Origin of the sequence: Henriciella marina, from assembly GCF_027213945.1 — a bacterium.
In the GTDB taxonomy this organism is placed as follows: Bacteria; Pseudomonadota; Alphaproteobacteria; order Caulobacterales; family Hyphomonadaceae; genus Henriciella; species Henriciella marina_A.
The window spans coordinates 293,793-319,818 of the sequence record NZ_JAPWGW010000002.1 but is presented as its reverse complement, the minus strand read 5'-3'; the positions used below and the strand labels follow the sequence as shown (position 1 = coordinate 319,818).

Annotated in this window: 26 protein-coding genes and 1 pseudogene; 16 read left to right on the top strand and 11 right to left on the bottom strand. The window is 60.8% G+C overall.

The window, feature by feature from the left end; genetic code table 11:
* Positions 1 to 30: 30 nt before the first annotated feature.
* From O4G74_RS07935 to O4G74_RS07920, 4 genes are read left to right on the top strand one after another with little or no spacing between them, the layout of a single operon-like run.
* Positions 31 to 537, top strand: a complete 507-nt coding sequence (locus tag O4G74_RS07935; RefSeq protein ID WP_269402098.1) for an EF-hand domain-containing protein — start codon at positions 31 to 33, stop codon at positions 535 to 537.
* 20 nt (positions 538 to 557) lie between these two features.
* Complete coding sequence (locus O4G74_RS07930; protein ID WP_269402097.1) at positions 558 to 1,178, top strand: sigma-70 family RNA polymerase sigma factor; 621 nt, start codon at positions 558 to 560, stop codon at positions 1,176 to 1,178.
* Positions 1,175 to 1,654: a hypothetical protein gene (locus O4G74_RS07925; protein WP_269402096.1), complete on the top strand. Its 480-nt coding sequence runs from the start codon at positions 1,175 to 1,177 to the stop codon at positions 1,652 to 1,654. Before O4G74_RS07930 ends, O4G74_RS07925 begins: the two co-directional genes overlap by 4 nt.
* A complete protein-coding gene (locus O4G74_RS07920; RefSeq protein ID WP_269402095.1) occupies positions 1,647 to 2,186 on the top strand; it encodes a periplasmic heavy metal sensor in 540 nt (179 codons plus the stop codon). The genes O4G74_RS07925 and O4G74_RS07920 overlap by 8 nt, the downstream gene beginning before the upstream one ends.
* Here O4G74_RS07920 and O4G74_RS07915 read toward each other — a convergent pair.
* Together O4G74_RS07915 and O4G74_RS07910 are read right to left on the bottom strand one after the other, a co-directional pair.
* Positions 2,183 to 2,575 carry a GFA family protein gene (locus O4G74_RS07915; protein ID WP_269402094.1) on the bottom strand — a complete coding sequence of 131 codons (393 nt, stop codon included), beginning with the start codon at positions 2,573 to 2,575 and terminating at the stop codon, positions 2,183 to 2,185. The two genes, O4G74_RS07920 and O4G74_RS07915, sit on opposite strands and share 4 nt — an antisense overlap.
* Before the next feature lie 7 nt (positions 2,576 to 2,582).
* Entirely contained in the window at positions 2,583 to 4,016 is a 1,434-nt protein-coding gene (locus O4G74_RS07910) for an amidase (RefSeq protein WP_269402093.1), read from the bottom strand.
* Positions 4,017 to 4,207: 191 nt separating this feature from the next.
* Between O4G74_RS07910 and O4G74_RS07905 the strand changes: the two genes are divergently transcribed.
* A complete protein-coding gene (locus O4G74_RS07905; protein WP_269402092.1) occupies positions 4,208 to 4,909 on the top strand; it encodes a hypothetical protein in 702 nt (233 codons plus the stop codon).
* A 20-nt stretch (positions 4,910 to 4,929) separates the two neighbouring features.
* Here O4G74_RS07905 and O4G74_RS07900 read toward each other — a convergent pair whose 3' ends face one another.
* Genes O4G74_RS07900 through O4G74_RS07885 form a run of 4 tightly spaced genes read right to left on the bottom strand, consistent with a single transcriptional unit; the run spans position 4,930 to position 10,448 of the window.
* Positions 4,930 to 5,283 (bottom strand): metallopeptidase family protein, encoded by a 354-nt coding sequence (locus tag O4G74_RS07900; RefSeq protein WP_269402091.1) that lies wholly within the window; start codon positions 5,281 to 5,283, stop codon positions 4,930 to 4,932.
* 45 nt (positions 5,284 to 5,328) lie between these two features.
* Positions 5,329 to 6,333 (bottom strand): endonuclease/exonuclease/phosphatase family protein, encoded by a 1,005-nt coding sequence (locus tag O4G74_RS07895; protein WP_269402090.1) that lies wholly within the window; start codon positions 6,331 to 6,333, stop codon positions 5,329 to 5,331.
* Between the two features lie 21 nt (positions 6,334 to 6,354).
* Positions 6,355 to 8,511: a methylmalonyl-CoA mutase gene (gene scpA, locus O4G74_RS07890; protein ID WP_269402089.1), complete on the bottom strand. Its 2,157-nt coding sequence runs from the start codon at positions 8,509 to 8,511 to the stop codon at positions 6,355 to 6,357.
* A complete protein-coding gene (locus O4G74_RS07885) occupies positions 8,508 to 10,448 on the bottom strand; it encodes a methylmalonyl-CoA mutase family protein (protein ID WP_269402088.1) in 1,941 nt (646 codons plus the stop codon). Before O4G74_RS07885 ends, scpA begins: the two co-directional genes overlap by 4 nt.
* 178 nt (positions 10,449 to 10,626) lie before the next feature.
* Between O4G74_RS07885 and O4G74_RS07880 the strand changes: the two genes are divergently transcribed.
* The 4 genes and pseudogenes from O4G74_RS07880 to O4G74_RS07865 all read left to right on the top strand — a co-directional run bounded on the left by O4G74_RS07880 (position 10,627) and on the right by O4G74_RS07865 (position 12,771).
* Positions 10,627 to 10,854, top strand: a complete 228-nt coding sequence (locus O4G74_RS07880) for a hypothetical protein (protein ID WP_269402087.1) — start codon at positions 10,627 to 10,629, stop codon at positions 10,852 to 10,854.
* Positions 10,855 to 11,078: 224 nt separating this feature from the next.
* Positions 11,079 to 11,705 (top strand): hypothetical protein, encoded by a 627-nt coding sequence (locus O4G74_RS07875; RefSeq protein WP_269402086.1) that lies wholly within the window; start codon positions 11,079 to 11,081, stop codon positions 11,703 to 11,705.
* Between the two features lie 65 nt (positions 11,706 to 11,770).
* Positions 11,771 to 12,418, top strand: a pseudogene (locus O4G74_RS07870) (RHS repeat-associated core domain-containing protein); the annotation flags it as partial.
* The gene (locus O4G74_RS07865) at positions 12,415 to 12,771 is read left to right on the top strand and encodes a hypothetical protein (protein WP_269402085.1); all 357 of its coding nucleotides are present in this window, start codon (positions 12,415 to 12,417) and stop codon (positions 12,769 to 12,771) included. The pseudogene O4G74_RS07870 and the gene O4G74_RS07865, both read left to right, overlap by 4 nt.
* Before the next feature lie 495 nt (positions 12,772 to 13,266).
* Here the strand turns inward: O4G74_RS07865 and O4G74_RS07860 are convergent, their stop codons facing one another.
* Positions 13,267 to 14,016 (bottom strand): pyridoxine 5'-phosphate synthase, encoded by a 750-nt coding sequence (locus O4G74_RS07860; RefSeq protein ID WP_269402084.1) that lies wholly within the window; start codon positions 14,014 to 14,016, stop codon positions 13,267 to 13,269.
* A gap of 177 nt (positions 14,017 to 14,193) precedes the next feature.
* On the opposite strand from O4G74_RS07860, the gene O4G74_RS07855 reads away from it, so the two are divergent.
* Both O4G74_RS07855 and O4G74_RS07850 read left to right on the top strand, forming a co-directional pair.
* Positions 14,194 to 14,763, top strand: coding sequence for a carboxymuconolactone decarboxylase family protein (locus O4G74_RS07855; RefSeq protein WP_269402083.1), 570 nt, complete (start codon positions 14,194 to 14,196; stop codon positions 14,761 to 14,763).
* Between the two features lie 11 nt (positions 14,764 to 14,774).
* A complete protein-coding gene (locus tag O4G74_RS07850; RefSeq protein ID WP_269402082.1) occupies positions 14,775 to 15,128 on the top strand; it encodes a HigA family addiction module antitoxin in 354 nt (117 codons plus the stop codon).
* On the opposite strand, the gene O4G74_RS07845 is transcribed toward O4G74_RS07850, so the two are convergent.
* Together O4G74_RS07845 and O4G74_RS07840 are read right to left on the bottom strand one after the other, a co-directional pair.
* The gene (locus O4G74_RS07845; RefSeq protein WP_269402081.1) at positions 15,074 to 16,027 is read right to left on the bottom strand and encodes a hypothetical protein; all 954 of its coding nucleotides are present in this window, start codon (positions 16,025 to 16,027) and stop codon (positions 15,074 to 15,076) included. The two genes, O4G74_RS07850 and O4G74_RS07845, sit on opposite strands and share 55 nt — an antisense overlap.
* A gap of 9 nt (positions 16,028 to 16,036) precedes the next feature.
* Complete coding sequence (locus O4G74_RS07840) at positions 16,037 to 17,632, bottom strand: ABC-F family ATP-binding cassette domain-containing protein (RefSeq protein WP_269402080.1); 1,596 nt, start codon at positions 17,630 to 17,632, stop codon at positions 16,037 to 16,039.
* 185 nt (positions 17,633 to 17,817) lie between these two features.
* Between O4G74_RS07840 and O4G74_RS07835 the strand changes: the two genes are divergently transcribed.
* Positions 17,818 to 19,110, top strand: coding sequence for an NADH:flavin oxidoreductase/NADH oxidase family protein (locus O4G74_RS07835; RefSeq protein WP_269402079.1), 1,293 nt, complete (start codon positions 17,818 to 17,820; stop codon positions 19,108 to 19,110).
* 94 nt (positions 19,111 to 19,204) lie between these two features.
* On the opposite strand, the gene O4G74_RS07830 is transcribed toward O4G74_RS07835, so the two are convergent.
* Positions 19,205 to 20,023 (bottom strand): SDR family NAD(P)-dependent oxidoreductase, encoded by an 819-nt coding sequence (locus O4G74_RS07830; RefSeq protein WP_269402078.1) that lies wholly within the window; start codon positions 20,021 to 20,023, stop codon positions 19,205 to 19,207.
* Positions 20,024 to 20,108: 85 nt separating this feature from the next.
* Between O4G74_RS07830 and O4G74_RS07825 the strand changes: the two genes are divergently transcribed.
* The 4 genes from O4G74_RS07825 to O4G74_RS07810 all read left to right on the top strand — a co-directional run bounded on the left by O4G74_RS07825 (position 20,109) and on the right by O4G74_RS07810 (position 22,953).
* Positions 20,109 to 20,855: a hypothetical protein gene (locus tag O4G74_RS07825; RefSeq protein ID WP_269402077.1), complete on the top strand. Its 747-nt coding sequence runs from the start codon at positions 20,109 to 20,111 to the stop codon at positions 20,853 to 20,855.
* Positions 20,856 to 20,950: 95 nt separating this feature from the next.
* Positions 20,951 to 21,934, top strand: a complete 984-nt coding sequence (locus O4G74_RS07820) for an NAD(P)H-dependent flavin oxidoreductase (RefSeq protein ID WP_269402076.1) — start codon at positions 20,951 to 20,953, stop codon at positions 21,932 to 21,934.
* 72 nt (positions 21,935 to 22,006) lie between these two features.
* Complete coding sequence (locus O4G74_RS16435; RefSeq protein WP_419715371.1) at positions 22,007 to 22,495, top strand: D-Ala-D-Ala carboxypeptidase family metallohydrolase; 489 nt, start codon at positions 22,007 to 22,009, stop codon at positions 22,493 to 22,495.
* Positions 22,483 to 22,953 (top strand): hypothetical protein, encoded by a 471-nt coding sequence (locus tag O4G74_RS07810; RefSeq protein WP_269402074.1) that lies wholly within the window; start codon positions 22,483 to 22,485, stop codon positions 22,951 to 22,953. Before O4G74_RS16435 ends, O4G74_RS07810 begins: the two co-directional genes overlap by 13 nt.
* 66 nt (positions 22,954 to 23,019) lie before the next feature.
* On the opposite strand, the gene O4G74_RS07805 is transcribed toward O4G74_RS07810, so the two are convergent.
* Positions 23,020 to 25,938, bottom strand: coding sequence for a TonB-dependent receptor plug domain-containing protein (locus O4G74_RS07805; RefSeq protein ID WP_269402073.1), 2,919 nt, complete (start codon positions 25,936 to 25,938; stop codon positions 23,020 to 23,022).
* Positions 25,939 to 26,026: the final 88 nt, after the last annotated feature.

Below are 26,026 nucleotides of genomic sequence, written 5' to 3'. Positions count from 1 at the left end.
CGGGTAACGCAAAAAATAAGAGGACCCGATATGAAGAAACTTGCATTTGCCGCAACCATGACCGGCATCCTGTCCGTGGCCGCTGCTGGTCTCGCTTTTGCAGACCACCACAAGGACGGCGATCGCTCCGATCGTCGCGAAATGCGCACCGAGCGTATGCTCGAGCGGTTCGACACCAACTCCGATGGCGTGATCTCGACCGCAGAAGTCGATGCCATGAAGGCGGAGCGTTTCGCTGCCGCCGATACGAACGGCGATGGTGGGCTCAGCCTCGACGAGATTGAAGCCTTCCGCGAAGCGGAGCGCGAGCGCCGCATCGAAAAGCGCATGCAACGCATGTTCGATCGGCATGACGCCAATGGTGACGGTGTGATCTCGATCGATGAGTTCGAGACCCGCGGCATGCCAATGTTCGAGCGGATCGATGCTGATGGCGACGGAGAGATCACGGAAGCTGAACTCTCCGAGATGAAAGGCCATCGCGGCCACCGTCGCGGCGGCGGCCATCGCCGCGGCGAACGCCCGGTCCAGGAATAGTCCGCGCGGACTAGCCAGGAATGAGCGATGCGGCGGCCATAGCGAGGTTTGACGATTTCCTCCCTCGCAACTCGCATGGTCGCCGCTATGCTCAAACTGTGTCGGACCATTCCGAGAGAGATCAGATCGCGCGGGCAGCTGCCGGAGACCGGATGGCCCAGTCCGCGCTGGTCAATCGCCACATGCCGGTCGTCTGGCGTGTGGCCTTTCGCATGCTGCGCGATCGTCAGGAGGCCGAAGACGTCACGCAGGAGACCTTCCTTCGGGCATGGAAAATGCTTCCCGACTGGGAGGGCAGGTCAAAGTTCTCGACCTGGGCCTGCACGGTCGCGATCAATCTCTGCCGTGACCGGATGAAGAAGAAAGCGCCCGTCCTGATGGAGGCGCTGCCCGAGCGCGAAGCAGGAGACCTGCCGCCAGAGCAGGCGCTTCACCAGAAACAGGCGGGTGCCCGGATAAGCGCACTGATAGATGCGCTGCCAGAACGACAGAAGGAAGCCCTCACCCTCTCTGCCCTGGAGGGGATGGGAAACAAGGAAGCGGCCGCAGCCATGCAGGTCAGCGTAGAGGCACTGGAAAGTCTGTTATCGAGAGCGCGCAGAACGCTCCGGCAGGCCTTGGCAGAAGGACAGGAAGAATGACAAAGACAGGAATGACTGACGCGCGCGTCCTTGAATTGCTGGAAACCTATGGGGCCTGGCCAATGGCCTGGCCCGAGGAGGAGCGTGAGGCGGCTGAGGCGCATCTTGCCGCGCATCCGGAGCGCTTTGCGGACGCACTGGCCGATGCCCGGCTTCTGGATGCGGCTTTCGAAGCAGAGCCGATGCCTGAGCCGGACCCATCTCTTGCTGCACGTCTTCTTGCCGACGCGCCACAGCCGCGCACTTCGCGAGACAGTCTGGGCGCCCGGCTCGCCCGCATCCTCATGCCAAATGGTCAACGCTGGCCAGCAGGCGCGGCGCTTGCCAGCCTCGGCATGGGGCTATTCGCTGGCTACACAGCGTCTGCGTCAAGGGTGCCTGCAACTTATGAAACCGAGGCTGAAGCCGTTGTCTATGCCGCGCTCGGCTATGATCAATATGACACCTATCTTGAAGAGGTGCCCTTAGATGAGTGATCGCAAACGCCTGTCCAGAACCTCGATCGTGCTCATTGTCTCGCTCTTGGCGAACGCGCTGCTCATCGGTTTTCTGATTGGTGGCCAGCTAGGTGAGCAAAAACGCGATCGCCGCGGCGGCCCGCGCGGCACCGAGCACATGATCGCGCGCGGTATCCAGTCCATTGTGCCTGAAACAGAGCGCGGCGAGATTCGCAGCGCCTTCCGCGATGCTTTCCGCTCTGCACGCGGCCAGTGGCAGGAAAAGCGCATGGCGCGGGACCGGCTCATTGAGGCACTTCGGCAGACGCCATTTGACCGCGCCGCCGTTGATCAGGCTTTTGCCGACATGCGCGCAGCCGACGTTTTGCTAAACGAAAACTTCCAGACCACGCTCACAGACCAGCTTGCTGAGCTTGATGATGCCCAGCGTCTGGAACTGGTCGAGTGGCTGGAAGAAGTCGAAGCCCGGCGCGCAGAGCGCCGTGGCCGGTCTGATCGCCGGGGCGGTCCTGACGGCGACGGCGACAGACGCGGGCCGCCGCCGCGCTAATCCTTTGACTTGTGCGCCAGGGCGGCGGCGTTCGCTTCCCAGTTCTGGCCGTCGAATACCTCGACGGCGGCGTCCAGCGCCTGCCAGTTGTCGATGCAGCGCCAGGTCACCGCATAACCGTCAGGGTTGGAGCGGGGCACATAGAAGCTCTTGATCCCGCAGACCTTGCAGAAGAGGTGGCGCGCCGCGCCCGTATTGAAGCGGTATTCGGTCAACGCGCTCTCGCCCTGCAACAGGCGGAAGCGGCTCGCCGGGACGATGATATGATCATTGCCGCTCATCGCGCAGATGGAGCAGTTGCAGTCTTCCACCTCGACATGGGGCGTCAGCTCCACTTCGAAGCGTACGGCGCGGCAGTGACATCCGCCCTGCTGGGTTGAAAGCTTCATACCTGTCCTAACCAACCCAGACAGGCGGGCGCCGGGACGCCCATGGCTGCGCGCGCTCGATCTGGCCAGCGATTGAGTAGAGAAGCTCTTCCTTGCCGAGACGCGCGCCGAACATCATGCCGAGCGGCAGGCCGTCATCGGTCCAGTGAAGGGGTAGGGAGATGGCGGGCCAGCCAGTTTGGTTGAAGACAGGGCACCAGGCCGCAAAGCTTGAAATGTCGCCGCCATACTGGTCGAAATCAGGCGGATCGAGGCTGAGAACGCCAAGTTTCACCGGCGCCCGCGACAAGGTGGGGGCCAGGATGAGATCATAGCCGCCCTCATCCATAAAGCGCTCCATCTGCCAGGCCGCTTCCATGAAGGCATTGTTGGTCTTCACCAGTTCCGACATCGGGATCGTGCGGCCAAGCTCGATGAAACGCAGAGAGACAGGCTCGAAGTCCTCTTCGCCCACCGGTCGCCCGAAATGGGCGGCCCGCTCATCTGCAACCGATGCCATGAAGGACGACACCATGATCATCATGCCCTTGCCGAGCGCCTCTCCATCGAGGACGGGTTCGGCCTCCTCGACATGGTGCCCCAGCGCGCCGAGAAGCTTCACCGTCGCATCGAGGCCTGCCTGCGCGTCCTTGTCCGGCTTCACGCCGTTTGGCGCTGTGTTCCAGACGGCGATCTTGAGCGCATCGGGCTCTCGTTCGACCGCAGAGAGGAAGCTGCCTTCCGGCGGCGGCGCGACATAGCGCGCGCCGGGTTCCTGGCCGTGAGTGACATCGAGCAGCGTCGCACTGTCGCGCACGGAGCGGGCCACACAGTGATTGGTCGACAGGCCGAACGAGTTCTCTGATTGCGGCGGGCCCATCGGCACGCGCCCGCGAGAAGGTTTGAGGCCAACAAGGCCCGTACAGGCCGCCGGGATACGGATAGAGCCGCCACCATCGCTCGCATGCGCCATCGGGATCACGCCGGCCGCGACACAGGCCGACGCGCCGCCCGATGAGCCGCCCGATGTATGCTCCGTATTCCACGGGTTGCGCGTCTTGCCGTAAAGCGCGCTTTCCGTGGACGTGGTGAGGCCAAATTCAGGGCTGGTCGTCTGGCCAAAGATCACAAGTCCCGCTTCGCGCTGGCGTTTGACGAGTTCGGCGTCCATGTCCGCAATCGTGTCCTTGAAGGCGCGCGAGCCGCTTGTGATGGGTTGGCCTTTCAGCCTCGCGCCAAGGTCCTTCACCGCAAACGGAACGCCCGTGAACGGGCCTTCCGGCAGGCCGTCCTTGATCTGCTTGCGGGCGGCATCCTCGAAGAAGGATGAGAAGCAATTGAGCTCACCCTGGGCTTCCTGCGCGCTCTCGAGCGCGAGATCCAGAAGCTCGCTGGGTGAGGCCTCTTTCTTGCGTACCATTGATGCCAGCTCAGTCGCGTCGCAGTGTCCAAGTTCCTTCACTCTCGATTCCCTCCAATACCTGTTCTCTCGCCACTCTGTCGGATGGAGGCGTCGGGGGGAAGTCCTTACAGAGCAAGACGTAGCATTGCGCGCATAAGTAAAGATAAATCGTTCTGAAAAACGATAAAACAATATTGAAAAACAATAAACAGTATGGTAATTCGGCCCATTAGAGCTCACCAGAGGCCACCATGATGACCATTCTTATGCTGCTGCACATCATCGCTGGGACCGCGGCCGTCGCAGCGGGTGGCGCGGCCCTCGCTCTGCGAAAGGGAAGCCCCCTGCACCGGGCAAGCGGTCTCGGCTTTGTCGTCTCGATGGTCATTGCGGCGCTTGCCGGGACAATTCTCGCGGGCCTGAAGCCAGAGTTCATCACCCTCCTGGCAGGTTTTTTCACGATCTATCTCGTATTGAGCTCCTGGATGACCATGCAGGGCTGGGGGCAGGGGGGCGGCGTGGTTGCAGGGGGTTGCCTTGTGCCGGCAGTTCTCATCGCAACTGTTGGCGGCATTTGGGGGGCAGAAGCGCTGGCGTCTTCGGACGGGCTCAAGACCGGATATAGCGCCGAACCTTACTTGGTTTTCGCAGCGATTGCCGGTCTTGCAGGTCTTGGCGACCTTTCAGTTATTGTGCGCAAAGGCATTCGTGGCCGACAACGTACCGCGCGCCACCTCTGGCGCATGTCGCTGGCGCTATTCATTGCGGTTGGGTCGCTCTTCACGGGGCCTGGTTCCAGTATCTTCCCTCAATCAATTCGCGACACTGGTCTTCTCTCTCTGCCAGAGCTTCTGGTGCTGTCTCTCATGGTTTTCTGGCTCATTCGCGTTTTCGTTGGCCGCGAGCTACGGGCACGCAGCCCGGTCTCCCGGCCCGCTTTGAAAATGCGATGACAGGCTGGCCACTGGCGCGCTCAGTCTTCCTCCAGAAGCTGGTGCATTTCCTCGTCAGACCAACCGAAATGATGGCCGAGCTCATGAATGACGACATGCTCAATCAGTTCCTCCAGCGTTACATCCGGACGCGTCTTGATCTCAGCCAGCAGGGGTTGGCGGTAGAGAAAGATGCGCGGGCTGTCCGGGCTTGGAAAGGTGATGCTGTCATGGATGAGCGGGATGCCTTGATAAAGGCCGGTCAGTTCCCAGCGGTCATGTATGCCAAGATCCGCTAACACGTCCGCTTCAGCAAAGTCGCGCACATGTATCTCGATCCGGCCAGCCGCCCGCCGAAAGTTTTCAGGCAGGCCGGCATAGGCGGCTTCTGCCATCTCCTGAAACTGGTCGAGATCTGGTTTCTGCGGCAGGAACGCCTCCTATTGGCCGTCGCCGGTCTCAAGGCGTACGCGGAAGCTTGTCGAGCGGTGGTCAGAGCCGAGATGCCGTCCGACCTTGTGTCCTCCGCAGGCAATCTCCCCGCGACAGAATGCAAGGTCGATGGGGATCGCGAATGTGGGGGCGAGGCTGGTGCTCGGAACGTCAAATTTGAGCGGCAAGCGAGACGGCCATGTGCCCGCGCGTGGGTCGTTGACGAGTGTGAAGCCGTGTCTTTTCACGAGCGGTGACGCAATCCGGCCCCAGGCAGCGGAATTTACGTCGCCGAGCATAATCACCGGCCCCTCAATATCAGCTAGCACATCGATAAGACCGTCCAGCTGGCGCAACTGGGCCTCTGGCTCCTCAAAGGGCCACGGCCGCGTGAAATGAACGACAAGCACGGTCAGCACGCCTTCTGGCGTCTGCAGCCGCACGGCGAGCGTCGCGGGCGACCCGGCAGGGTTCTGGCCCACTGCGCTCAGTATCTCATAGCGGGAATAGACGCGCAGGCCCGATGGTCCGCTGCCTTCAATCTTGTTGAGCGAATAATACGGCCAGTGCTCTTCCAGCTTTTCCTCGACCGGGCCTAGCCTGTCGCCATACGCTTCGATGAGCACGGTAATATCCCGGTCGGCCTTGATGGCGCCTTCGACCGTTTGGGCCGGGTCCGGATGATTGCCCCACATATTGTGTTGATAGACGCTGATACTTTGGTCCGCGTCTACGTCTGGCGCCGTTGGTAGCAGCCAGTACCAGCCAAACGCGGCGACGATTACGGCCGCATTGGCAAAGATCAGATTGACCAGATGACCCTTGCTGAATGGCATCATCGCCACCAGCACGATGGCCGCAGCCATCATGATCCAGAGCGCGGGCAACTGGAACTGGCCGATAAAGTCCAAGACCCAGTGGAGCGACGAATAATGCCCGCTTAGGACTACGAGGATGCAGCCAGCAACAACCATTGCGCTGAGACCCGTCAACAGGCCCGCGAAACGTCTCATACTGGCTGCTCCGATTTCAACCTATTCGGCCGCAGCGGGCGCCGGATTGTCTTCCAGCGACTCCAGCATGGCTCGCGCGGCATCCGCGATCACCGTACCCGGCGGGAAGATGGCCGACGCGCCAGCCGCCTTCAGCGCATCATAGTCACCGGGCGGGATTACGCCGCCTGCGATGATCTGTGTGCTGACGGCGCCTTCATTGCCGAGGGCGCGGCGAAGCTCTGGAATGAGCGTCAGGTGACCGGCGGCGAGCGAGGAGGCGGCAACGATGTCGACGTTGGCGGCGCGGGCGTCACGGGCGGCTTCTTCCGGTGTCTGGAAGAGGGGGCCGATCTCGACATCCCAGCCAAGATCCATAAGGCCTGATGCGACCACCTTCTGGCCGCGGTCATGGCCGTCCTGACCCATTTTTGCGATATATATCCGTGGCTTGCGGCCATTCTTTGAAGCAAACACCTCGGCCAGCTGGCGGGCTTCCTCAGCTTTTTCATCCTTGCCGATGGAGCCGCCATAAACGCCTTTGATCGACCGGATCACGGCCTGGTGACGGCCCTGGCTGCGTTCGACCGCTTCGGAGATTTCGCCGACGGTTGCCTTGGCGGCGGCCGCGTCGACCGCGAGGGCGAGGAGGTTGCCTTTGCCATTCTCAGCGGCGAGCGCGATGGCGTCCAGTTTGGCATCGACTTCTGCCTGGTTACGGTCAGCCTTGAGGCGTTTCAGCTTGTCGAGCTGCATGCGGCGAACCGTGGCGTTATCGACTTTCAGCACCGGAACGTCTTCGTCCGTGTCGAGCTGGAACTTGTTGACGCCGACCACAGTCTGCTTGCCGCTATCGATGCGCGCCTGCGTATTGGCGGCCGCTTCCTCGATCCGAAGCTTTGGCACGCCTTCTTCGATGGCCTTGCGCATACCGCCGAGTTTCTCGACTTCCTTGATATGCTCCAGTGCCTTGGCGGCGAGGTCATGGGTCAGGCGCTCCACATAATATGAGCCGCCCCATGGGTCGATCGTCTGGCAGGCGCCGCCTTCCTGCTGCAGGAAGAGCTGCGTGTTGCGCGAGATGCGCGCCGAGAAATCGGTCGGCAGCGCAAGTGCTTCATCGAAGCTGTTGGTGTGCAGTGACTGGGTCTGTCCGCCTACGGCTGCGATACCTTCAAGGCAGGTGCGGATCACATTGTTGTAGACGTCCTGCGCCGTCAGCGACCAGCCAGAAGTCTGGCTGTGTGTGCGCAGGCTCAGCGATTTCGGGTTCTTCGGATTGAAATTTTCCTTCACCAGCTTTGCCCAGAGCAGACGCGCGGCGCGCATCTTGGCGACTTCCATGAAGGTGTTCATGCCGATGGCCCAGAAGAAGGAGAGGCGCGGCGCAAACTTGTCCACGTCGAGGCCTGCATCGACCCCGGCCCGGATATACTCGATGCCGTCTGCCAGCGTGTAGGCAAGCTCGAGGTCTGCCGTCGCGCCGGCTTCCTGCATATGATAGCCGGAGATCGAGATGGAGTTATATTTCGGCATGTTTTCAGACGTGTAGGCGAAAATGTCCGAAATAATTCGCATCGATGGCTTGGGCGGATAGATATAGGTGTTCCGCACCATGAACTCTTTCAGGATGTCGTTCTGGATCGTCCCGGCGAGCTTGTCCGGGCTGACGCCCTGTTCCTGAGCGGCCGCGATATAGAGCGCGAGGATCGGCAGGACTGCGCCATTCATCGTCATCGACACCGACATCTGGTCGAGCGGAATGCCCGAAAAGAGCGTGCGCATGTCGTATATGCTGTCGATCGCCACACCGGCCATGCCGACATCGCCCGAAACGCGGACATGATCGGAATCATAGCCGCGGTGGGTCGCGAGGTCGAAGGCGACAGACAGGCCTTTCTGACCGGCTGCGAGGTTGCGTCGATAGAAAGCGTTGGAGTCCTCCGCCGTCGAGAAACCGGCATATTGGCGAACCGTCCAGGGCCGCTGGGTGTACATGGTCGGGTAGGGGCCCCGGCCAAACGGCGCGAGACCTGGATAGTCATCAAGGAAGTCGAGCCCCTTGGTGTCGGCGGCGCTGTAGGCCTTGGCGAGGTCGATACCTTCCGGCGTTTCCAGCGTGCGCGCGTGCGGCTTCGACGGCGCTTTGGCGTCAGGCGTGGCAAGGTCGATCTTGGTGAAATCGGGGAAGGTTGTCATATCGCGACTCCCAGTTCGGCTTGGGCAAGCTGCAGCATGTCTACCGCGTCGCAGCCCATGAAGATGTTGTTGTCGATGCCGGGCGCTTCGAACTTGCCAGCGAGGAAGACGCGGCTCGCGCCTGCATCCTTGAGCGCTTTTGCGGCGGCCTCGGCTTCGTCCTCATAGCGTTTGTCGGCGCCGCAGATGACGGCGATCCGGCAGCCAGACGCCTTGAATGCATCGGCCAGAACCTCTGGCGTTTCTGGCGTCTTGTCGGCGTCGATGCCCACCACACCGCCAGCGGCGAAGAGGTTGCGGGCAAAGTCGGCGCGGGCATTGTGCTCGGCGAGCGGGCCCAGCGTGGCGATGAAGATGGCTGGCGGCTTACCCTTGCGGTCTGCATGGGCGGAGGCGCGGTCACGCAGCGTCTCGAAATCACGGGCGAGGCGGATTGGCGCGAGCGGCTCGGCTTGCGTCGCTGCGCCAGACTTGTCCGGCAGGTCTTTCAGGAAGCTGTGAAGGCCTTCGCCAGAAACGCTGGTCGCGTGGCTTTCGAACTTGATTTCGGCGACCGGTGCGGCCTCACCGTCGAGGAGCGGGAATTCGCTGACACCGGTCAGTGGCTGCTTGCGTTTCGCGATAGCGGCAAAGCGGGCGTCGCGCGTTTCAGCGATGCGGGCCTGCAGCTTGCCATCGACAAGGCTCTGCACGAGACCGCCTTCGGCCTCGATCTGCTGGAAGACGGACCAGGCCGCTTCTGCCAGCTCATCGGCAAGCGTTTCCTCAAACCAGGCACCGCCAGCCGGGTCGGCGATCTTTCCAAGGCCTGACTCTTCCATGGCGATGATCTGCGTGTTGCGGGCCGTGCGGCGGCCAAGCTCTTCCGGTACGCCGAGCGCTTCGTTGAAGGCGCGCACGGTGACGATATCGGCCCCGCCGACAGCGCCTGCGAAACAGGCCGCTGTGTTGCGGAGCATGTTCACCCACGGGTCGTAGCGCGTCAGCATCCGGGCAGAGCTGACCGATTGGAGCGTCATCGGCTCAATCTCGAGGTCCATGGCTTCGAGGATGCGGGCCCAGAGACGGCGGGCGGCGCGAAGCTTCGCGATCTCAAGGCCGTAATTGGCGCCGGCCGCCAGCGTGAAGACAGTCTGCGATGGATAAGCGTTGATATCATAGCCAGCCGCAGCGAGGCGGCGCATCGTGTCCACGGCGTGCGCCATCAGCGCGCCAAGTTCCTGGGCTTCAGAGCCGCCCGCCTCATGGACCGGCCGGGCATCCGCGCGAAGCGTGGTCGCTTTTGGGTAGCGAAGGCAGAGCAGGCGCGAGAGCTCAGCTGTGCGCACGAAAGCGGCATCGATACCGCCGGCGACTTCGCCGGTGCGCAGGAGGAGGCCGACCGGGTCAATATTGAAGGCGAATCTTAGATCGCCCGCGCCGCCTTGCTGCTCTCCCCAGAGCGCGAGAAGACCGGCAACCGAGGTGCCCGAGCCCTGTCCGCGATGGTCGAGCGCGATGGTCGCGATGTCGGCGCGCACGCCGTTCAGGGCTGTGGAAAGCGTCGCGGCATCCTTGATGGCAACCCCGTCAGTACCCGTGCAATCGATAGAGAGTTCGACGGAAGATACACCGCGCTCAAGGTCTCTCAGGATCTCGGCATTGGTCACTTCCGGATCGGGATGGGAGAAGGCCTGGCGGATGTCCCATGGCAGGAAGGCATCCGGCTCTGCGCGCGCGCCGCGAAGGAAGGGCGCTTCGCCGGGTGCGCCGCGCGGATCTGAGGCGCTGGCGAAATCGCTTTCGCGATAGAGCGGATGGATCGTCAGGCCGTCATCTGTCTGGCGCTGGAGCTTCTCGACCCCGCCGCCTTTGAGGGCCTTGGAGACCGCGTCCAGCCAGTCTGCCTCGTTCGCTTCGTCGAAAGCGCTGCTCAGTTTCAGAAATCCGTCTGCCATATCTCTGTCGTACCCAATTACCTGCACTGCTGTATAGGGTTTGCGCCGCTTTGAAGGTCAAGAGTTTCCATCGCGGCATAACTGCAGTGGCGGGCCTCTGACTATGTATTTTCCCTCATTTGACTCCTGGAGGGGATCATGTGCAAATGAGAATGAATCGCAAATAGGGAGTTTGCCAATGTATCATCTCGACCGCGACCATCATTCGATTGCGCCCATGTCCGGGGCCACCTCGCCCGCCCGAGGGCAGGGCAGGCTCTTGGACTGGATCGACAGCCAGGCGAAGGTCACCCGAATCTGGCTGGACCAGCTCATCGCAGAGGGCGACCCTGACGACATGATCAGCCTCATCCACCGTCAGGCGGCATGGCTCGACATGATGCGCTCTCGCCTTGCCGGAAGCTGAATTTCAGCACGGTCGGAAAGTGTGAAGGACGCACTGTAGGACGAAGCGCTCGTTTCCCTGCAAATCCATGGTGCAGTGACGGTGTACTGGCGGTGTTTCCGGGCGGTGCACGCAGAGCCCGCGAACGACGCCGCCAACCACTTTCAGCGATGAAGGCCCAATAGTGACGGCCGATTGCAGAATTTCATCCGACAGCGGGCGGCTACGGCGATAGTTGGCGGGCGATGAGAAAACGCCTTCCTGACTTTGGCCGCCTGCCAGCGGGCCGGATGCTGACCCTGCTGAAGCTGGAGGTCGGCCTGCGGCGCGGCGACACATATGAGGCGCTAGCGAAACGGCTCGGCATCTGTCTCAGCTCGTCCAAGGTCTGGGCGCGTGAGTTCGGGTTTCGCAAATGCGATCTGGATCAGGAAACCGCAGAAGAACAGGCTGCGCGCCATGCAAGCTGGGCGCTGGCGCTATCTGACCTTGGCCGACAGGACGAGGCGGCAGGCTATGAGGCTGAGGCGCGCAAGCTCGAAGCGCTGCTGTCACGGCTGTCCAAGCGGGCGGCGAAAGACCCGGAGCGGCCTGACCCGTTAGAGCCGGCGCTTGTCTTTGTTGAGAAGGTTCGCACGGCGCTGGGCCCTGAAGCGGAGGTGGATGACGTCTTCAGGCATGTTGCGGGTTATTATCGCGGGCTTCGGGCGCTGGGCGCGACACTGCTCGGCGACGGGCAGGCGCGCTGGTTGAAAGGCCCGCCGAAAGGTGAGCTGCCTAAGACGCCGGCCTGGCTGCCGTGCGACCCCTGGGCAGTGGTGGATAGCGCTGAATGGGAGGCGGAAGTTGGACGCGCGCTGTCGCTTTTATGAGACGTATCAGAGCATGATCCTTTGACCGCCGCCGGACCGCACCCTTCCCGTCGGAGCGGTATCACGACCCGGTTGCGGCAAGGTTCCGGTCGACCGATCCGATCGGCTATCAGGACCAGCTTAACCTCTATGCCTATGTCGGCAAGGATCCGGTGAATATGGTGGATCCCACGGGGGAGGAAGCGTGGCTTGTTGCAAGGGCTTTAAACTTTGCAGATTCAGATCACATGTTTGTGGTCGTCGCTGATGAGCTTGGTGGCGAAGTCCAGCACCAGTTTTTGTTCGGACCAGAGCATGGATTTAACCCATTCACGGGTGACCAAGGCGCTTTCGGTTCGCTAGTAGCTCTTCAGGGTACAGAAACACCAACAAACGCTGACGACATGGCTGCTTGGCAGAGCCTGGCAAATGGCGGTGCTGATGGTGTTTCTATAACGCCAATCAATGCCGATGATCAGCCAGTCATTGACGCTGGACAGGCTGTAACGCAAGCTCTGGGAACTCCGGATAATCCCGGAAACATTGCTTATTACCCGGTCACCAACCCCGGAACCGTTTCTAATGGATGCAACAGCAACTGTGGTGCGTATGGGACTGCGACACGCGCACTCCAAAATGACGGAAGCGCGGCCACTCAATCGTTGCCGCCGGGAGCACGCACGCCTGGCTGGGGCCAGACTGACCACGTCTTGGATGAGGTAGACCGCCAATGAAACGTTGGGTGCTTTTTTCCATAGTATTGCTGCTCTCCATTGCGGCGATTTACCTTTTGTTGCCAGACCGAAACCGGACCGCATTAACTAGCGGAAAAGGATTCACCTCTTCGGGTTCCAAATGGGGCATTCAGATTGAAAGCTCAGATAACGAAGCGCACAAGTTGTTGATTGGAGATGGCTTCGAATACAAGTATCAACAACCTAATGGTCGCTGTGGTGATCAAGCTCAACAAGGTAGAACTGTAGAATACTACTCGGACACTGGATGGCGACGTGGAATAGTATGCCTAACTATCGACGACGGAACAGTTCGAGGCATAGGTTGGAACTATGTTCTCGGAGCACCATGAGAATGTATGGCAAGATAGAGCGAGTTTCCCCTGTGGGGCGAACTCGCGTGTAGCACCTTGTAATTAAAAAAATTATCTTGTGCGCCATTTGGGCGCCTTCTGCCCTGAACTCACTTCCTTTTGGCACCCTCTGAACGTACAATGTCAGACGGGTTCCGGCCGGCCCCTATCGGGGCCTTCTTTGCCTTCAATCGATTTACTGGATCAAATGATCGCCTCTCCGCCGAGGATCGACTTATCTTCAGCGTCCTGCTTGGGGGCTGGTTGGTTCGCATTTTGTCGTTTAAGCATTCCAGGCGCGGCGCGACAGCGGTCGTGTTGCTCTAGCCCGCCCCTGTGGTTCGACTTCGCTCACCATGCGGGGCTCAAGGTGGGTGTTGGGGCGCGGGCGTCAGCCCTCCCCATACGCCGCCCGAAACCGCTTCACTGTCTCTGCCATCCCGTAGATCGGTGCGTCGGCGGTCTGTCGCCAGGTCTGGGATAGGCGCCTGACGTCTAGACCACCTGGCCGCAGGCGCGGCGGAACCGGCGGACGGTTTCGGCCATGCCGTATTCGAGGGCGTCGGCAGTGAGGCCGTGGCCGATGGAGACTTCGGCGAGGTCCGGGATGCGGGCGACGAGGGCCGGGAGGTTGTCGACGGTAAGGTCGTGGCCGGCATTGAGGCCGAGGCCGAGCTTGCGGGCCGCGTCTGCGGTCTGGCCCAGCCTTTCAAGTTCTGCCGCTTCGGCGACCGGGTCATTGACGGCGCCGCCATAGGGGCCGGTATAAAGCTCGATCCGGTCGGTGCCGGTGCTAACAGCCGCTTCGAGTTGCTGCGGATCCGGATCGGGATCAGCAAAGAGGGAGAGGCGTGCGCCGGTTTGTTTCAGCCGGCTGACAATGGACCGGAGCTGGTGGCCGTTCGTCTTGAAGTCCCAGCCATGATCTGAAGTTGGCTGCGACGGCGCGTCAGGCACGAGCGTGATCTGATGTGGCCGGATCTTCTCGACCAGCGCCATGAAAGCTTCGTTCGGATAGCCTTCGATATTGAACTCGCGGTCCGGAAATTCACTCGTGATGAGGCTCATCAGGTCCGGCACGTCAGCGCGAGTGATATGGCGCTCATCGGGGCGTGGGTGAACGGTGAGGCCAGCGGCGCCTGCCTCAAGCGCGATGCGGCCAAGGTCAACTACGTTCGGCCAAGGCAGGCCGCGGCGATTGCGCAGGAAGGCAACGGCATTGAGATTGACTGAGAGGTCGGTCATGGCCGCTCCGCAAATTCGTTCGGGTTACACGCTTGGCATTTAGGGCTGGAACACGTGCTTCGCCATAGCCGATCCTGAAAGGGCAAACTTTCACGGCGGTCAGGACGGTGTCGCAAATCGCGCTGGCGCGCAGTATGGATGGTCTCAAACATAAAAATCAAAGGCGAGGAAAACCCAATGAGACTGAAAGCCCCGCGCATCGCGCCTCTGTCCAATGAGGAAATGAGCGACGAGCAGAAAGAGATGATGGGCGAGCGGTTTGACCGCAATGCCATCTTCAACGTGTTCCGCACGATCGCCCGCGCGCCAAAGGCGTACAAAGCCTTCATGCATTGGGGCGGCTATATCCTGTCCAAACGTAATGACCTGTCTGCGCGCGACCGGGAGCTCGTCATCCTGCGGGCGGGGTTTAACTGGAAGTCCGGTTATGAGTGGGCCCAACATGTTGTCATTGGCAAGGAAGCGGGCCTCACAGATGAAGAGGTCGAGCGGATCAAGGCCGGGCCGGACGCAGATGGCTGGAGCGCGATCGATGCCGCCATGCTGCAGGCGACCGATGAGCTGACGTCAGACGCCTTCATCACAGATGCGACCTGGGCGCGGCTGTCGGACCTTACCGACAAGCAGAAGATGGACCTTGTGATGACGGTTGGTCAGTACACGCAGGTTTCGATGATGCTGAACTCCTTCGGTGTGCAGCTTGATAAAGGACTGACGCTGGACCCGGACCTGAACGGGCGAGTTTAGAAAGGACTGAGATGACTTTGCTTCAAATGCCGGTCCATCCCGGTGAAATTCTCAAGCATGAGTTTCTGGACGAGCTGGGCCTGAGTGCTGGCAGGCTGGCCCGGCATATTCATGTGCCTCGCACGCGGATAGAGCGGCTGGTGAAAGAAGAGACCTCCATGACGGTGGACACCGCGACGCGGCTTTCGAAGGCGTTCGGCACGAGCGTTGAGTTCTGGATCAATCTGCAGGTCAACTACGATCTTCTGTGCAATGAGCCTGCTGCCGATATATCAGAGATCGAGCCACTTATCGTAGCTCAGCGAACGGGTCAGTCTTCACGCCACGAAGGTCGGTCGTCGCCCCAGCTTTCGGCGACGATCTGATCGATCTGCTCTTTCTGAATACGAGGAACAGTGGTTGGGGCCAGTGGGTCAGAGACCGGATAGCTCCACCAGTAATCGTAAAAGCGACTTTCCGCTTCGGCTGGCGTCATCGCTGCCTTCTTGGAATCGTACCCGGCATCACGTGCTCGGGTGATGTCCGAGTTCTTGTGATAGGGCGAACCAATGGTCACCAGATAATTGCCATCCAGATCGTAGAGGACGTCGCCTTCGACCGGAGCGCGCATTTGCTCGACACCAATATTATCAATGACTTGGCCGTCGGGATCGTGTTCGCCATAGATGAGTTTGAGCTGGGCGCGCCGTAGTTCGACAGGTTCGCATGTACGGACGACTTCCTTTCGCCACATCAGACCGATGGGCTCATTGACCCATGCGTTCAGCTCTTCGTGCCAGATCCAGTCCTGAATGTCGCTTGGTGGCAGCGGATCAAGTGGAAGGGGCTCCATGTAAAGAAGGCGCGGCGCGAAAGTCTGCGTGAACTGGAAGATGGGCGCAGCTGACCGGGCGGTGGGATTGAAGTAGGCCCAGCTCAACAGGAACGACCAGATGAGCAAGGCGGCTGCCGCCATGTTTACCAACCAGAGAAGCCAGAAAGTGCGATGCGCGGTTCGAGACAGAAGCGCATGAAAGGCTTGGACGATAAGGAGCGCGGCGGCGCTGACTCCGATGACCAGAAGCCACTCCATCGGCCCGTCGAAGCGGTCGGTTGCCCCCATAAAGGCGACTGGCAATTCCTGGCAATCGGGAATGGCGACCTTGCCCCAGATATCCACGATGCGCTTGAAGAGAAGCGAGGAGATCAGCGTAAGAAAGATGCTCCAGGCGAGCGGATCCAGCCCGGTCTGTCTCTTCTTTCGTCTTACTAGAGCCGTCCTCACCACCACATGCTAGAGGGTTGAACCAGAAGGCGAAAGCAAAACTTGCCGCTCAATCCTGATCGCTTCCAGAAATCGCTCATCGTGGCTGATGGCGAGGATGGCGCCGTCATAGGATTGGAGGGCGGCCTCCAGCAGGCTGACGGCGTCCATGTCGAGATGGTTGGTCGGCTCGTCCAGGAGGAGGAGTTCGGGCGGCTGCGGCGCAGCGAAGGCGGCGGCGAGGGCGGCGCGCAGGCGTTCACCACCTGAGAGCCTGCCGGCGAGCTGCAGGGCATCATCAGCGCGAAATGCGAAGCGGGCGAGCTGGGCGCGCGCTTCATTCTCGCTGAGGGCGGGGGCGAGGCGTCTCATATTTTCTATGAGCGAGCTGGCAGGATCGAGCGATGAGCTGTGCTGGTCGAGCAGGGCGATACGATCAGTATGCAGACTTATGACGCCAGAGGTTGGGGCGAGCTCTCCTGTAACGAGCTTGAGAAGCGTCGATTTGCCGGAGCCGTTCGGCCCCTTGATGGCAAAGCGCTGTGGCCCGCGAACCTCCAACGATAGGGGGCCGAAAAGCTGGCGCTCAGCAAAGCGCATTTCGGCGTCCTGTACGCTGAGCAGCTGACGCGAAGTGGGAAGGTCGCAGGCGGGAAGCTCAATGGTCAGCGGGGTGATGCGTTCAAGCTGGGCGTCTGCGTCACTGAGGGCGGCCTGCGCCTCACCAAGCTGGCGATTGGCGAGCATGTTGCCGCGCCCACTGGTCGCTTCGGCGCGCTGGGTGCGGGCATCGAGGACGAGCTTTGGCTGGTCGCCGCGGGCGCGCACGGCCCGGCCACGCGCATCGGAGCGGTCCTGGCGTTCCTTTGCTTGCTGCGTCTTTCGTTCGGTCGCTTTCAGGCGGTTTGCGGCGCTGGTCGCTTCGGCCCTTGCGCGGGCGCGGGCGGCGTCGCGGGCCGCTTCAAACTCTGTCCAGCCGCTGCCGAAGACGGTGCAGCCGACGGGCGTCAGCTCCACGATCCGGTCCATCCGCTCCAGCAAGGCACGGTCATGGCTGGCGATCAGCAGCCCGCCGGACCAGGTTTCGATGAGTGACATGACGCTGGCGCGGCCTTCAGCATCGAGATTATTGGTTGGCTCATCGAGGAGGATGAGGTCAGGCTCTGCGAGCAGGAGGCGGGCAAGGCCTATCCGTGTGCGCTCACCGCCGGAGAAGGTCGCGATCAGGCGATCCGTATCGACCCCAGCCAGGCCCATGTCGGCGAGCGCCTTTTCGAGGCGTGCTTCCAGCGTCCAGTCCGCGGTGTCGAAGTCTTCGGCCGTGCCGTTTCCGGCGGTGATGCGGGCGAGGCGGGCCAGCCCTTCATCGATACCGATCGCCCTTGCGACCGTGTCCGCCTCATTAAAGCTCTGCTGGAGCATGGCGGTGCGGCCGTGCACGCCGATCTGGCCGCGCGCAGGGGTGAGATCGCCCGCGACAGCTTTCAGGAGCGTGGACTTGCCACAGCCATTGCGTCCAACAAGGCCGACAGCCTCGCGTCCGAGTGACAGGGTCAGATTGTCGAAAAGCGTGTCGCCTTCAGGCGTGGCGAGCGACAGCGAATCGATTGTGAGGAAGGAAGACATGAGGGACCTCTCGGGTCAGGCAAACAGGCAGCGCGAATAAGGTGCGTGCTTGATCCATGTCTTTAGTTTCCTTTCGGCCTCTTGAGTTGCGAAGATAGGCGCCAGTGGCGCGGGGCGCAAGGAAAAGCCGTGGACGCCCCGCGCAGGCTAGGCCATGCTGCGCGCAAGCCACGGGAGGGCACGCCATGACGAGTATTCTAGAACAGCCTCTGGACCTGCCATGCGGCGCGCGCCTGCCGAACAGGCTGTGCAAGGCGGCGATGACCGAGCAGCTGGCCGGGCCGCTGAACCGGGCCGATGAGCGTCATTCAAAGCTTTATGAGACATGGGCCGGAAGTGGCTGTGGCCTGCTGCTGACGGGCAATGTGCAGGTCGACCGGATGCATCTCGAAAGCCCCGGCAATGTCGCGATCGTGGGCGATCAGCCGCCGGAACACATCGCGGCGCTGAGGGCGTGGAGCGCGGCGGCGAAATCGCAGGGCGCGGCGGTGTGGATGCAGATCAGTCATGCCGGGCGTCAGACGCCAACCATCGTCAACAAGACGCCCGTTTCGGCCTCCGATATCCAGCTGGCGCTGCCCGGCAACCAGTTCGGCAAGCCGCGCCCGATGACGGTGCAGGAGATACACGGCACGATTGCGGCCTTTGCGCATGCCGCCAAGGTCGCCAGGGAGACGGGCTTTGACGGGGTGCAGGTGCATGGCGCGCATGGCTATCTGATCAGCCAGTTTCTCTCGCCGCGCTCCAACATTCGCAATGATGAGTATGGTGGTTCGCTGGAGAACAGGGCGCGTTTCCTGCTGGAGACGGTGGACGCGGTGCGCGCAGCGGTGGGGCCGGATTTTGGCGTTGGTGTGAAGCTCAACTCGGCAGACTTCCAGCAAGGCGGCTTCAGCTTTGAGGACTGTATCCAGGTGGTCGAGTGGCTGAACGAGAAGTCCATCGACCTGCTTGAGATTTCGGGCGGCAATTATGAGCAACCGGCGCTACTCGGCATCGAGGGCATGCAGGCGCGGGAGGAGCAGGCGGTGCGCGCCAGCAGCAAGGCGCGCGAGGCCTATTTCGTCGACTATGCCGCCATGGTCCGCGAGCGCGCGAAGATGCCGGTCATGGCGACGGGCGGGTTTCGTTCAAAAGTGGCGATGGAGGAGACGGTTTCTGGCGATATGGCCGACATGATTGGCATCGGTGCGCCCCTCTGCTCTGACCCTCATGGGACAGCTAAAATGCTCGCCGATGAGGTCGAGCGGCTTGAGAACCATGCCAAGACCAAGCGCCTCGGCCCCGGCTTCCTCGGCCCAAATAGCGGCATCGGCATGGTGAAGATGGTCAATGCGCTCGGCCAGCAGGCGTGGAACTATCTCGCGATCGAGGCGATGGCCGAAGGGCGTGAACCGCCGAAGGGGAAGGGGCTGTTCTCAAGTTTCATGAAGCATCAGGCGCGACAGCAGAAGCAGGCGAAGGCGTTGGAGCGTTAGTCGGGACGCTATCGGGATTGGTTATCCGCTCGGCTCGTCCTTCGACTTCGCTCAGGATGAGCCTTTTTGAGCGGCTCTGGCCCGTCTTCTTCGACTAGATACTCCCGCGCTCGCGGATGCGCTGGATGTAGAGGCGGACATCGTATTCCTCGTCGCCCTCATGGCGCGGCGCATAGCGGGCGTAGGCGTGTTTGAGGGCCTCCATGCGTTCATCGATGCGGACCGTGTTGTAGGCGTGGGAGACCACGAAGCGTTCGCCTTCGAGGATCTGCGGATAGATGATGCCGGCGAACTCATCGGCATGCATGGCGACGTCTTCAAAGCCGGGCGTCAGCTCGGTCGAGACCCAGCCGGGTATGATCATGCCGACGGTGATGAAGTCGGGCATCTGTTCGCGGAAGGTCTCTGTCAGGCCGAGGACGGCGTGTTTGGACGCGATATAGGCGGCAGCATTCGTGGCGCAGAAGAAGGAGTTTTCAGAGCCTGTATTGTAGATCATGGCGGGCGTGCCCTGATCTTTCATGCGCTCGCCGAAAACCCGGCAGCCATGCCAGACGCCCCAGAAATTAACGTTCATGATGTGGTGCGCGTCGTCCATAGGTACGTCGGGGAGGCGCTTTTCGCGGCTCCCGACGCCAGCATTATTCAGAAGGACATCGCAGCCGCCATAGGTTTGCCAGGCATAATCGGCCAGCGCCTCGACCTGAGTGAGGTCGGTGACGTCGCAGACTTTATAGTTGGCTTCGGTGCCCGTCTCTTTGAGCGCTTCGCACGCTTCCTGAAGCCGATTCTCCCGCGGTTCGGCCAGGATGATCCTCGCGCCGTCCGCCCCGAACTGCCTTGCTAGCGCGAAGCCGATTCCGGTTGCCCCGCCGGTGATGACGACAGTCCTGTTCTCCATATTGGTGGCCATGTGGCGCTTCCCCCGTATTCACGCTCGATTTTCGAGATGCTTTGCGCAAGGATGAAGGTATGGGCGAGAGGGGGCAATTAAAACCATGTTACTTCGTCGGTTGAGCCGGCATATCGGCGAGCAGAACTGGTTCGCCGTGGTGCTGGACTTCTTCATTGTCGTCCTTGGTGTGTTCATTGGTGTGCAGCTCGGCAACTGGAACAGCGCGCGTGCTGACAGGGCGGCCTATGAAGATGCGCTCGAACGTTACCGCGCAGAGCTGGCCGTCAATCTGGAGACGCTGGAGACCGAGAACGATAACGTCATGATCGGCCTTGAGGTTGTGGGGGCTGGGCTCGATGCGCTGCAATCGTGTGAGGATAGCGAACAGGCGCGGGCGGCAGTGAACCGCGCCATCAATCTTTCCATGGGCACATTTGGTATATCGGTGCGTGATAGCGCCCTGCGCGAACTCACAATGTCCCCGCGTCTGTTGGCGCTCAAGGCCGACGAGGAACGACGCCGATTGAGTGACACAGCGCACATTGTCGATGTCTATTCGCGCGAGGCTGACTTCATCGAAATCATACCGCTCGACAAGCGCCTGCAGGATAATCGCCTCATCCGGGTTGGCGCGCCTGACACAATTGAAACGACCTATTTCGGGCAGGACTTCTCGCGCGTGAACAGGCGGCTGGAACTGATGGTCCCCGTCTCGGTCGCATGCACCGACAACGCGCTGATCAAGGATCTTTACACCTGGGAGCGTTGGCAGGCCGCACAGCCCGCTGTGGGGCGGATACTGGGCGAGCGATTCCAGGAAGACCTCGACTGGCTGGACGCGCGCAACTGAATGAAAGAGGATTTTCCCAACGTCATGTCTTGTCGCGCGCGCGCGCGAAGTTAGGTCTGCGGCAGTGAGGAATTTGCTTTAGAGGGAAGCGTCCAATGTCCGTGCCATCCATTTTTTCCAATCTGCGCCTGCCGGTCATCGGTTCGCCGCTTTTCATCATTTCGGGCCCAGAGCTTGTCATTGCCCAGTGCAAGGCGGGTGTTGTCGGCTCTTTCCCGTCGCTGAATGCGCGCCCGATCAGCCAGCTCGATGAGTGGCTCGACCAGATCACGTCTGAGCTGGACGCCTATAACAAGGCGAATCCGGACCGCCCGGCCGCGCCGTTTGCGGTGAACCAGATCGTCCACAAGACGAATAACCGCCTTGAAGAGGACCTTGAGCTTTGCGTGAAGTACAAGGTGCCTTTCGTGATCACGTCGCTGGGCGCGCGTACCGAAGTGAATGACGCGATCCAGTCTTATGGCGGCATCGTCATGCATGACGTCATCAACACCGTCTTCGCGCACAAGGCGCTGGAGAAGGGCGCAGACGGCCTGATCGCGGTGTGCTCGGGCGCTGGTGGCCATGCGGGTACGTTGTCGCCGTTTGCCCTGATCCAGGAGATCCGCCAGTTCTTCGACGGCCCGCTGGCGCTGTCTGGCTCTATCGCGCATGGCGGATCGATCGCGGCGGCGCAGGCCATGGGCGCTGACTTTGCCTATATCGGCTCGGCCTTTATCTCTTGCGATGAAGCGCGCGCAGCGGACGGCTACAAAGACATGATCGTCGACAGCGCGTCGAAGGACATCATCTATTCGAACCTGTTCACCGGTGTGCACGGCAACTATCTCGCCCCGTCCATCTCGGCCGCTGGCCTCGACCCGAATGATCTGCCGGAAAGCGATCCGAGCAAGATGAATTTTGGCTCGGGCGGCAACCAGAAGTCCAAAGCCTGGAAAGATATCTGGGGCTGCGGCCAGGGCATCGGCGCCATTGAGGAGCGTATGTCGACGGCGAAGTTCGTCGACAAGCTGGAGCGTGAATACAACGAAGCCATTGCGGCCCTGTCGACGGGCCGGGCGTTCGCGCCTGCGGGATAAATTCCTTTGTTCCGCATGCGGAACAGGTTGTAATCCATTGATAATACGACACTAATAGCCCCGTCTGACTGATTGGTCAGACGGGGTTCTGTTTTAAGGGATCCTTGCTTCTGTCGAAGGAGGAGATCCCGGTTGCTTTATCCAAATCCCACTGCCGCCAACCGCGCGCTGTCAGAGCAGTGGCGCTGGCCGCATTTCAGTACGCGCGAGCTTTCGTGTCGATGTGGCGGTCGCTTTTGCGGCGGGCAGTACTGGCATGATGCGGGCTTTCTGGATGCGCTGGAGGATATGCGGGCCCGGGCGGGTGGGCCGCTTGTGCTGACGTCTGGACACAGGTGTGCCGGTTGGAATGCGTCGGTGGGCGGCGCGCCGCTGTCGCGTCACAAGCAGATCGCTGCGGATATTCGCATTGCGGGGCATCGCCGAGACCGATTGCTCTATGCGGCCAACGGTGCCGGGTTTACCGGGCTCGGACTTGCGCGAAGCTTCCTTCATATCGACAGGCGGGCGCGGCCAGCGCGCTGGTACTATCCAGGAAGCGAGAAACTATGGATCCAATAACGGGGCTTGCCGCGAGTGCGGCAGGTGGCGGGCTGTTTGGCCTGATCGGGACGGCGCTTGGCCGTGTGGCCGGATATTTCGAGACGCGCCAACGCCTGCAGCATGAAACAGAGCGCTGGGCGCATGAAACAAAGCTGCTTGAGCTGCAAAGGTATGCGCGGGCGGAAGAGACTGAAGGCGAGATCGCGCTGGCGGAGGCGAGTGGCCGGTGGGAGGGGCTGTCTGCGTCGATGGCGGCCGAGGCGGCGATTGGCGAAAGTTATAAATGGGTGAATGCGGTGCGCGGCGTGACCCGGCCGGCGCTGACGCTGCTGCTCTGGCTGATCGCAGGGCTGATCTGGATCGGCGCTGACGGGGCGGGGCGCGCCTCTATTATTGAAACGGCAACGTTTGCGGCGACGGCGGCAACCCTGTGGTGGTTTGGTGACCGTGGGCCGCGTCGTGGATCAGGTGAGTAGCAGGCAAGAAAAAAGGCGGGCCGATGAACGGCCCGCCTTCCTTGATTTTGTTTCAAGCCGCTTGGCTTAGAACGACTTCTGCAGGCGAGCGAACACGCTGCGGCCGCGATAGTCGTACTGCGTACCAACCAGGGCAACAGAGCCACGGCGGGTTGCAGCACCGGTCGAAACGATCGGTGGAGCTTCGTCGAACACGTTCGTCACACCGAAGGTCACGCGCCAGTCGTCAGCACGGTACTGAGCCGACACCGAGTGCAGGAAGTAAGGCTCGGTGTACTGCTTGTAGTAGCGAACCTGACCGTCACGGTATGGGAACAGCGAACCACCGAAGATCTCGTCGTTCGAGGTACGGCTGACGAAGTCGGTGAACCAGTTAAGGGTCACGTCGCCGGTGACGAACTGGATACGGCTGTTCGCCGTGAAGTCCGGATCACCAATCGTGCCGTTGTTCTCGTCGACGTCGGAGTCGATGCCACCGAACAGCTCGACATTGTCTTCGAACGTCCAGGTACCCTGGAGATCGACGATAAGGTCACCGAGGTCAAACTCGTGCTCGTAGCGAGCGGTGAGGTCGAGACCGCGGTTGGTCTGGCTGTTGATGTTCACGTAGCTGTCGTTGACGTCCGTGATCTGCAGGTAGGTTGGGCTTGCAGGATCAAGGTCGCGGTTGAACAGCTGGCAGAGTGCGTCGTTCGGGAACGAGTCGGATGCATAGCAACCCGAAACAATCGAACCGGCACCGAGCTGAGCGATCTGGTCGTTCACTTCGATTTCGAAGTAGTCGACGGCGACCGACAGGTTCGCGAAGGTTGGCGTGTAGATCGCACCGACCGTGATGGCTTCGGAGGTTTCAGCATCGAGGATGCCTGCGCCGCCGCCCGTGGTGATCAGAGCGGACGAGCCGAACGGATCATAGTCAGCCGGAACCTGCGTCAGACAGTTCTGACGGATGTTCGGGTTGGCTGGTGGGTTAGCCGGATCGGAGAAGTCACACGGGTCGATCGAAGCCTGGCCGAGGAACGAGGTCTGGTTGCCCAAGAAGAGCTCGTAAAGGGCCGGGGTACGGTACGACGTGCCGTAGGTACCGCGGACGCGGACCGACGGGGTGATCTGATAGTTCAGACCAGCCTTGTAGACCGAGTCAGAGCCGTAGGAGTCATACTCGAAAACACGGCCGGACAGGTTGAGCGTAAGCTCTTCTGCGAATGCCATGCCGGCGAGGATCGGGATTTCGACTTCGCCGAAAGCTTCGATGACGTTGTCGCTACCGGCGGTCACACCAGCAGAGGAAAGACCCCACTGCATGTTGTTGCGCGAGTAGAAGCCTGGCTGGTCGTCAAGCTCGTAGTCACGATACTCAACACCGAGAGCCACGCCGACATCACCAGCTGGCAGCGTGAAGAGCGAACCCGTCACGATGCCGGAAAGCGTCAGCTGCTCGTAAGAGGTCGAACCGCTGTCGTCCTGGATAAGGAAGTCCAGAACGTCTGGTGCGATGTTACCTTCGACGAAATCACGGCTGAAGTAATCATAGGTGACTGGGCAAGGCACGTAGGTGCCGTTCAGGCCGTTGTTCGCGAAGTCCTGATCTTCAATGTAGAAACACTGATAGTTGCCAGGCGTGCCAACATTGGTCGCACCACCGCCGCGGACCGGGTCAACGACGCGGTTCAGCGGGAAGGTTTCACGGGTATAGTCGCCTTCGGACTTCGAGTAGACAGCCGCGGTTTCCCACGTCCAGTCCTGAAGCATGTTGCCGAAGTCGCCGCGAAGACCAGCGGTTACGGAGTAGTAGTCAATGTCTACGCCGGTGCTGAACGGAGCGATCGTGATCGGACGGGCGAAGTTGCCGTACGGGTTCTGCGGGTCAGCTGGTGAGGACCATGGGAAGAACTGACGGAAGTATTCCTGCTCAGTCTTACGGTTGGAGTAGAGCGCGTCGCCGAAGAACTCTGCCCAGCCGAAGTTGTAGTCGGCGGTTGCAAAGATGCTGGTACGTTCCGTTTCCGGAATCACAGCCGTGTCGCGATACTTCTCGTTGTAGTACTCACGCTCTTCGAAAGCGGACGGGCGGAAATCGCCGATCGCTTCGTCATAGATGAGACGTGGGCCTGCGTTGATGTCGATCGCGTCCGTGATGGACAGAAGACAGATCGGACGGCCGGTGTTCGGGTCGATCGTGTCGACGCGGTTGCCACCCTTCTTGTCGTAGACATACTCTTGCGGGCAGTCGAAGTAGTCGCGGTCACGGAACGAAAGCTGCTCGAGCTTCTGGTAGGAAGCGGAGATGACTGCGTTACCACGGTCGAAGTTGAAGCCGTAGGCACCGTCGACAGACCACTGCTCACCACCGCCCTCGTAAGGAACGTTGAAAGAGACATTGATCTCTGGCGCGTCGATCGAACGACGGGTGATGACGTTGACCACACCGGCAACAGCGTCGGAACCGTAGATGGACGAAGCGCCGTCCTTCAGGATTTCAACGCGCTGGACAGCGGAAGTCGGGATGACGTTGAGGTCAACCGCGCCAACCTGGCCCTGAACACCGGATGGACCAATACGACGGCCGTTGAAGATAACCAGCGTACGCTGGGCGCCGAGGCCACGCAGCGAGATCGTGTTAACGCCGGTACCGCCTTCGACAACGAAGCCACCGAAGTTACCGTTGATCTGGGTTGAACCGGAAGCAACCGACTGCGACTGGATGATATCGGTCGCGTCGATGAGACCTTCAGCCGTTGCGGTTTCAGCGGTGATCACCTGGATCGGAGACGAAGAGCTGTACTCGTCACGGCGCAGAAGCGAGCCGGTGACAACAACGCGTTCCTGACGCGATTCTGCTTCGTCTTCGTTGTCCTGAGTTTCGGTCGTGATGACCGGTTCGTCAGTTTCGGTTTCTTGCGCATATGCAACGCCGGTAAAGGCGAAAACGCTGTAGGCTACTGAGCCAAGCGCAAGATACCTCAGATCGTTTTTAATCGACATGGATACCCCTTCAAAAATCGGAATAAATTCCCTGAGTCCCGCCCTGAGTGCCGGGATGGTCAAACGAATGCACCCATCATTACAATTC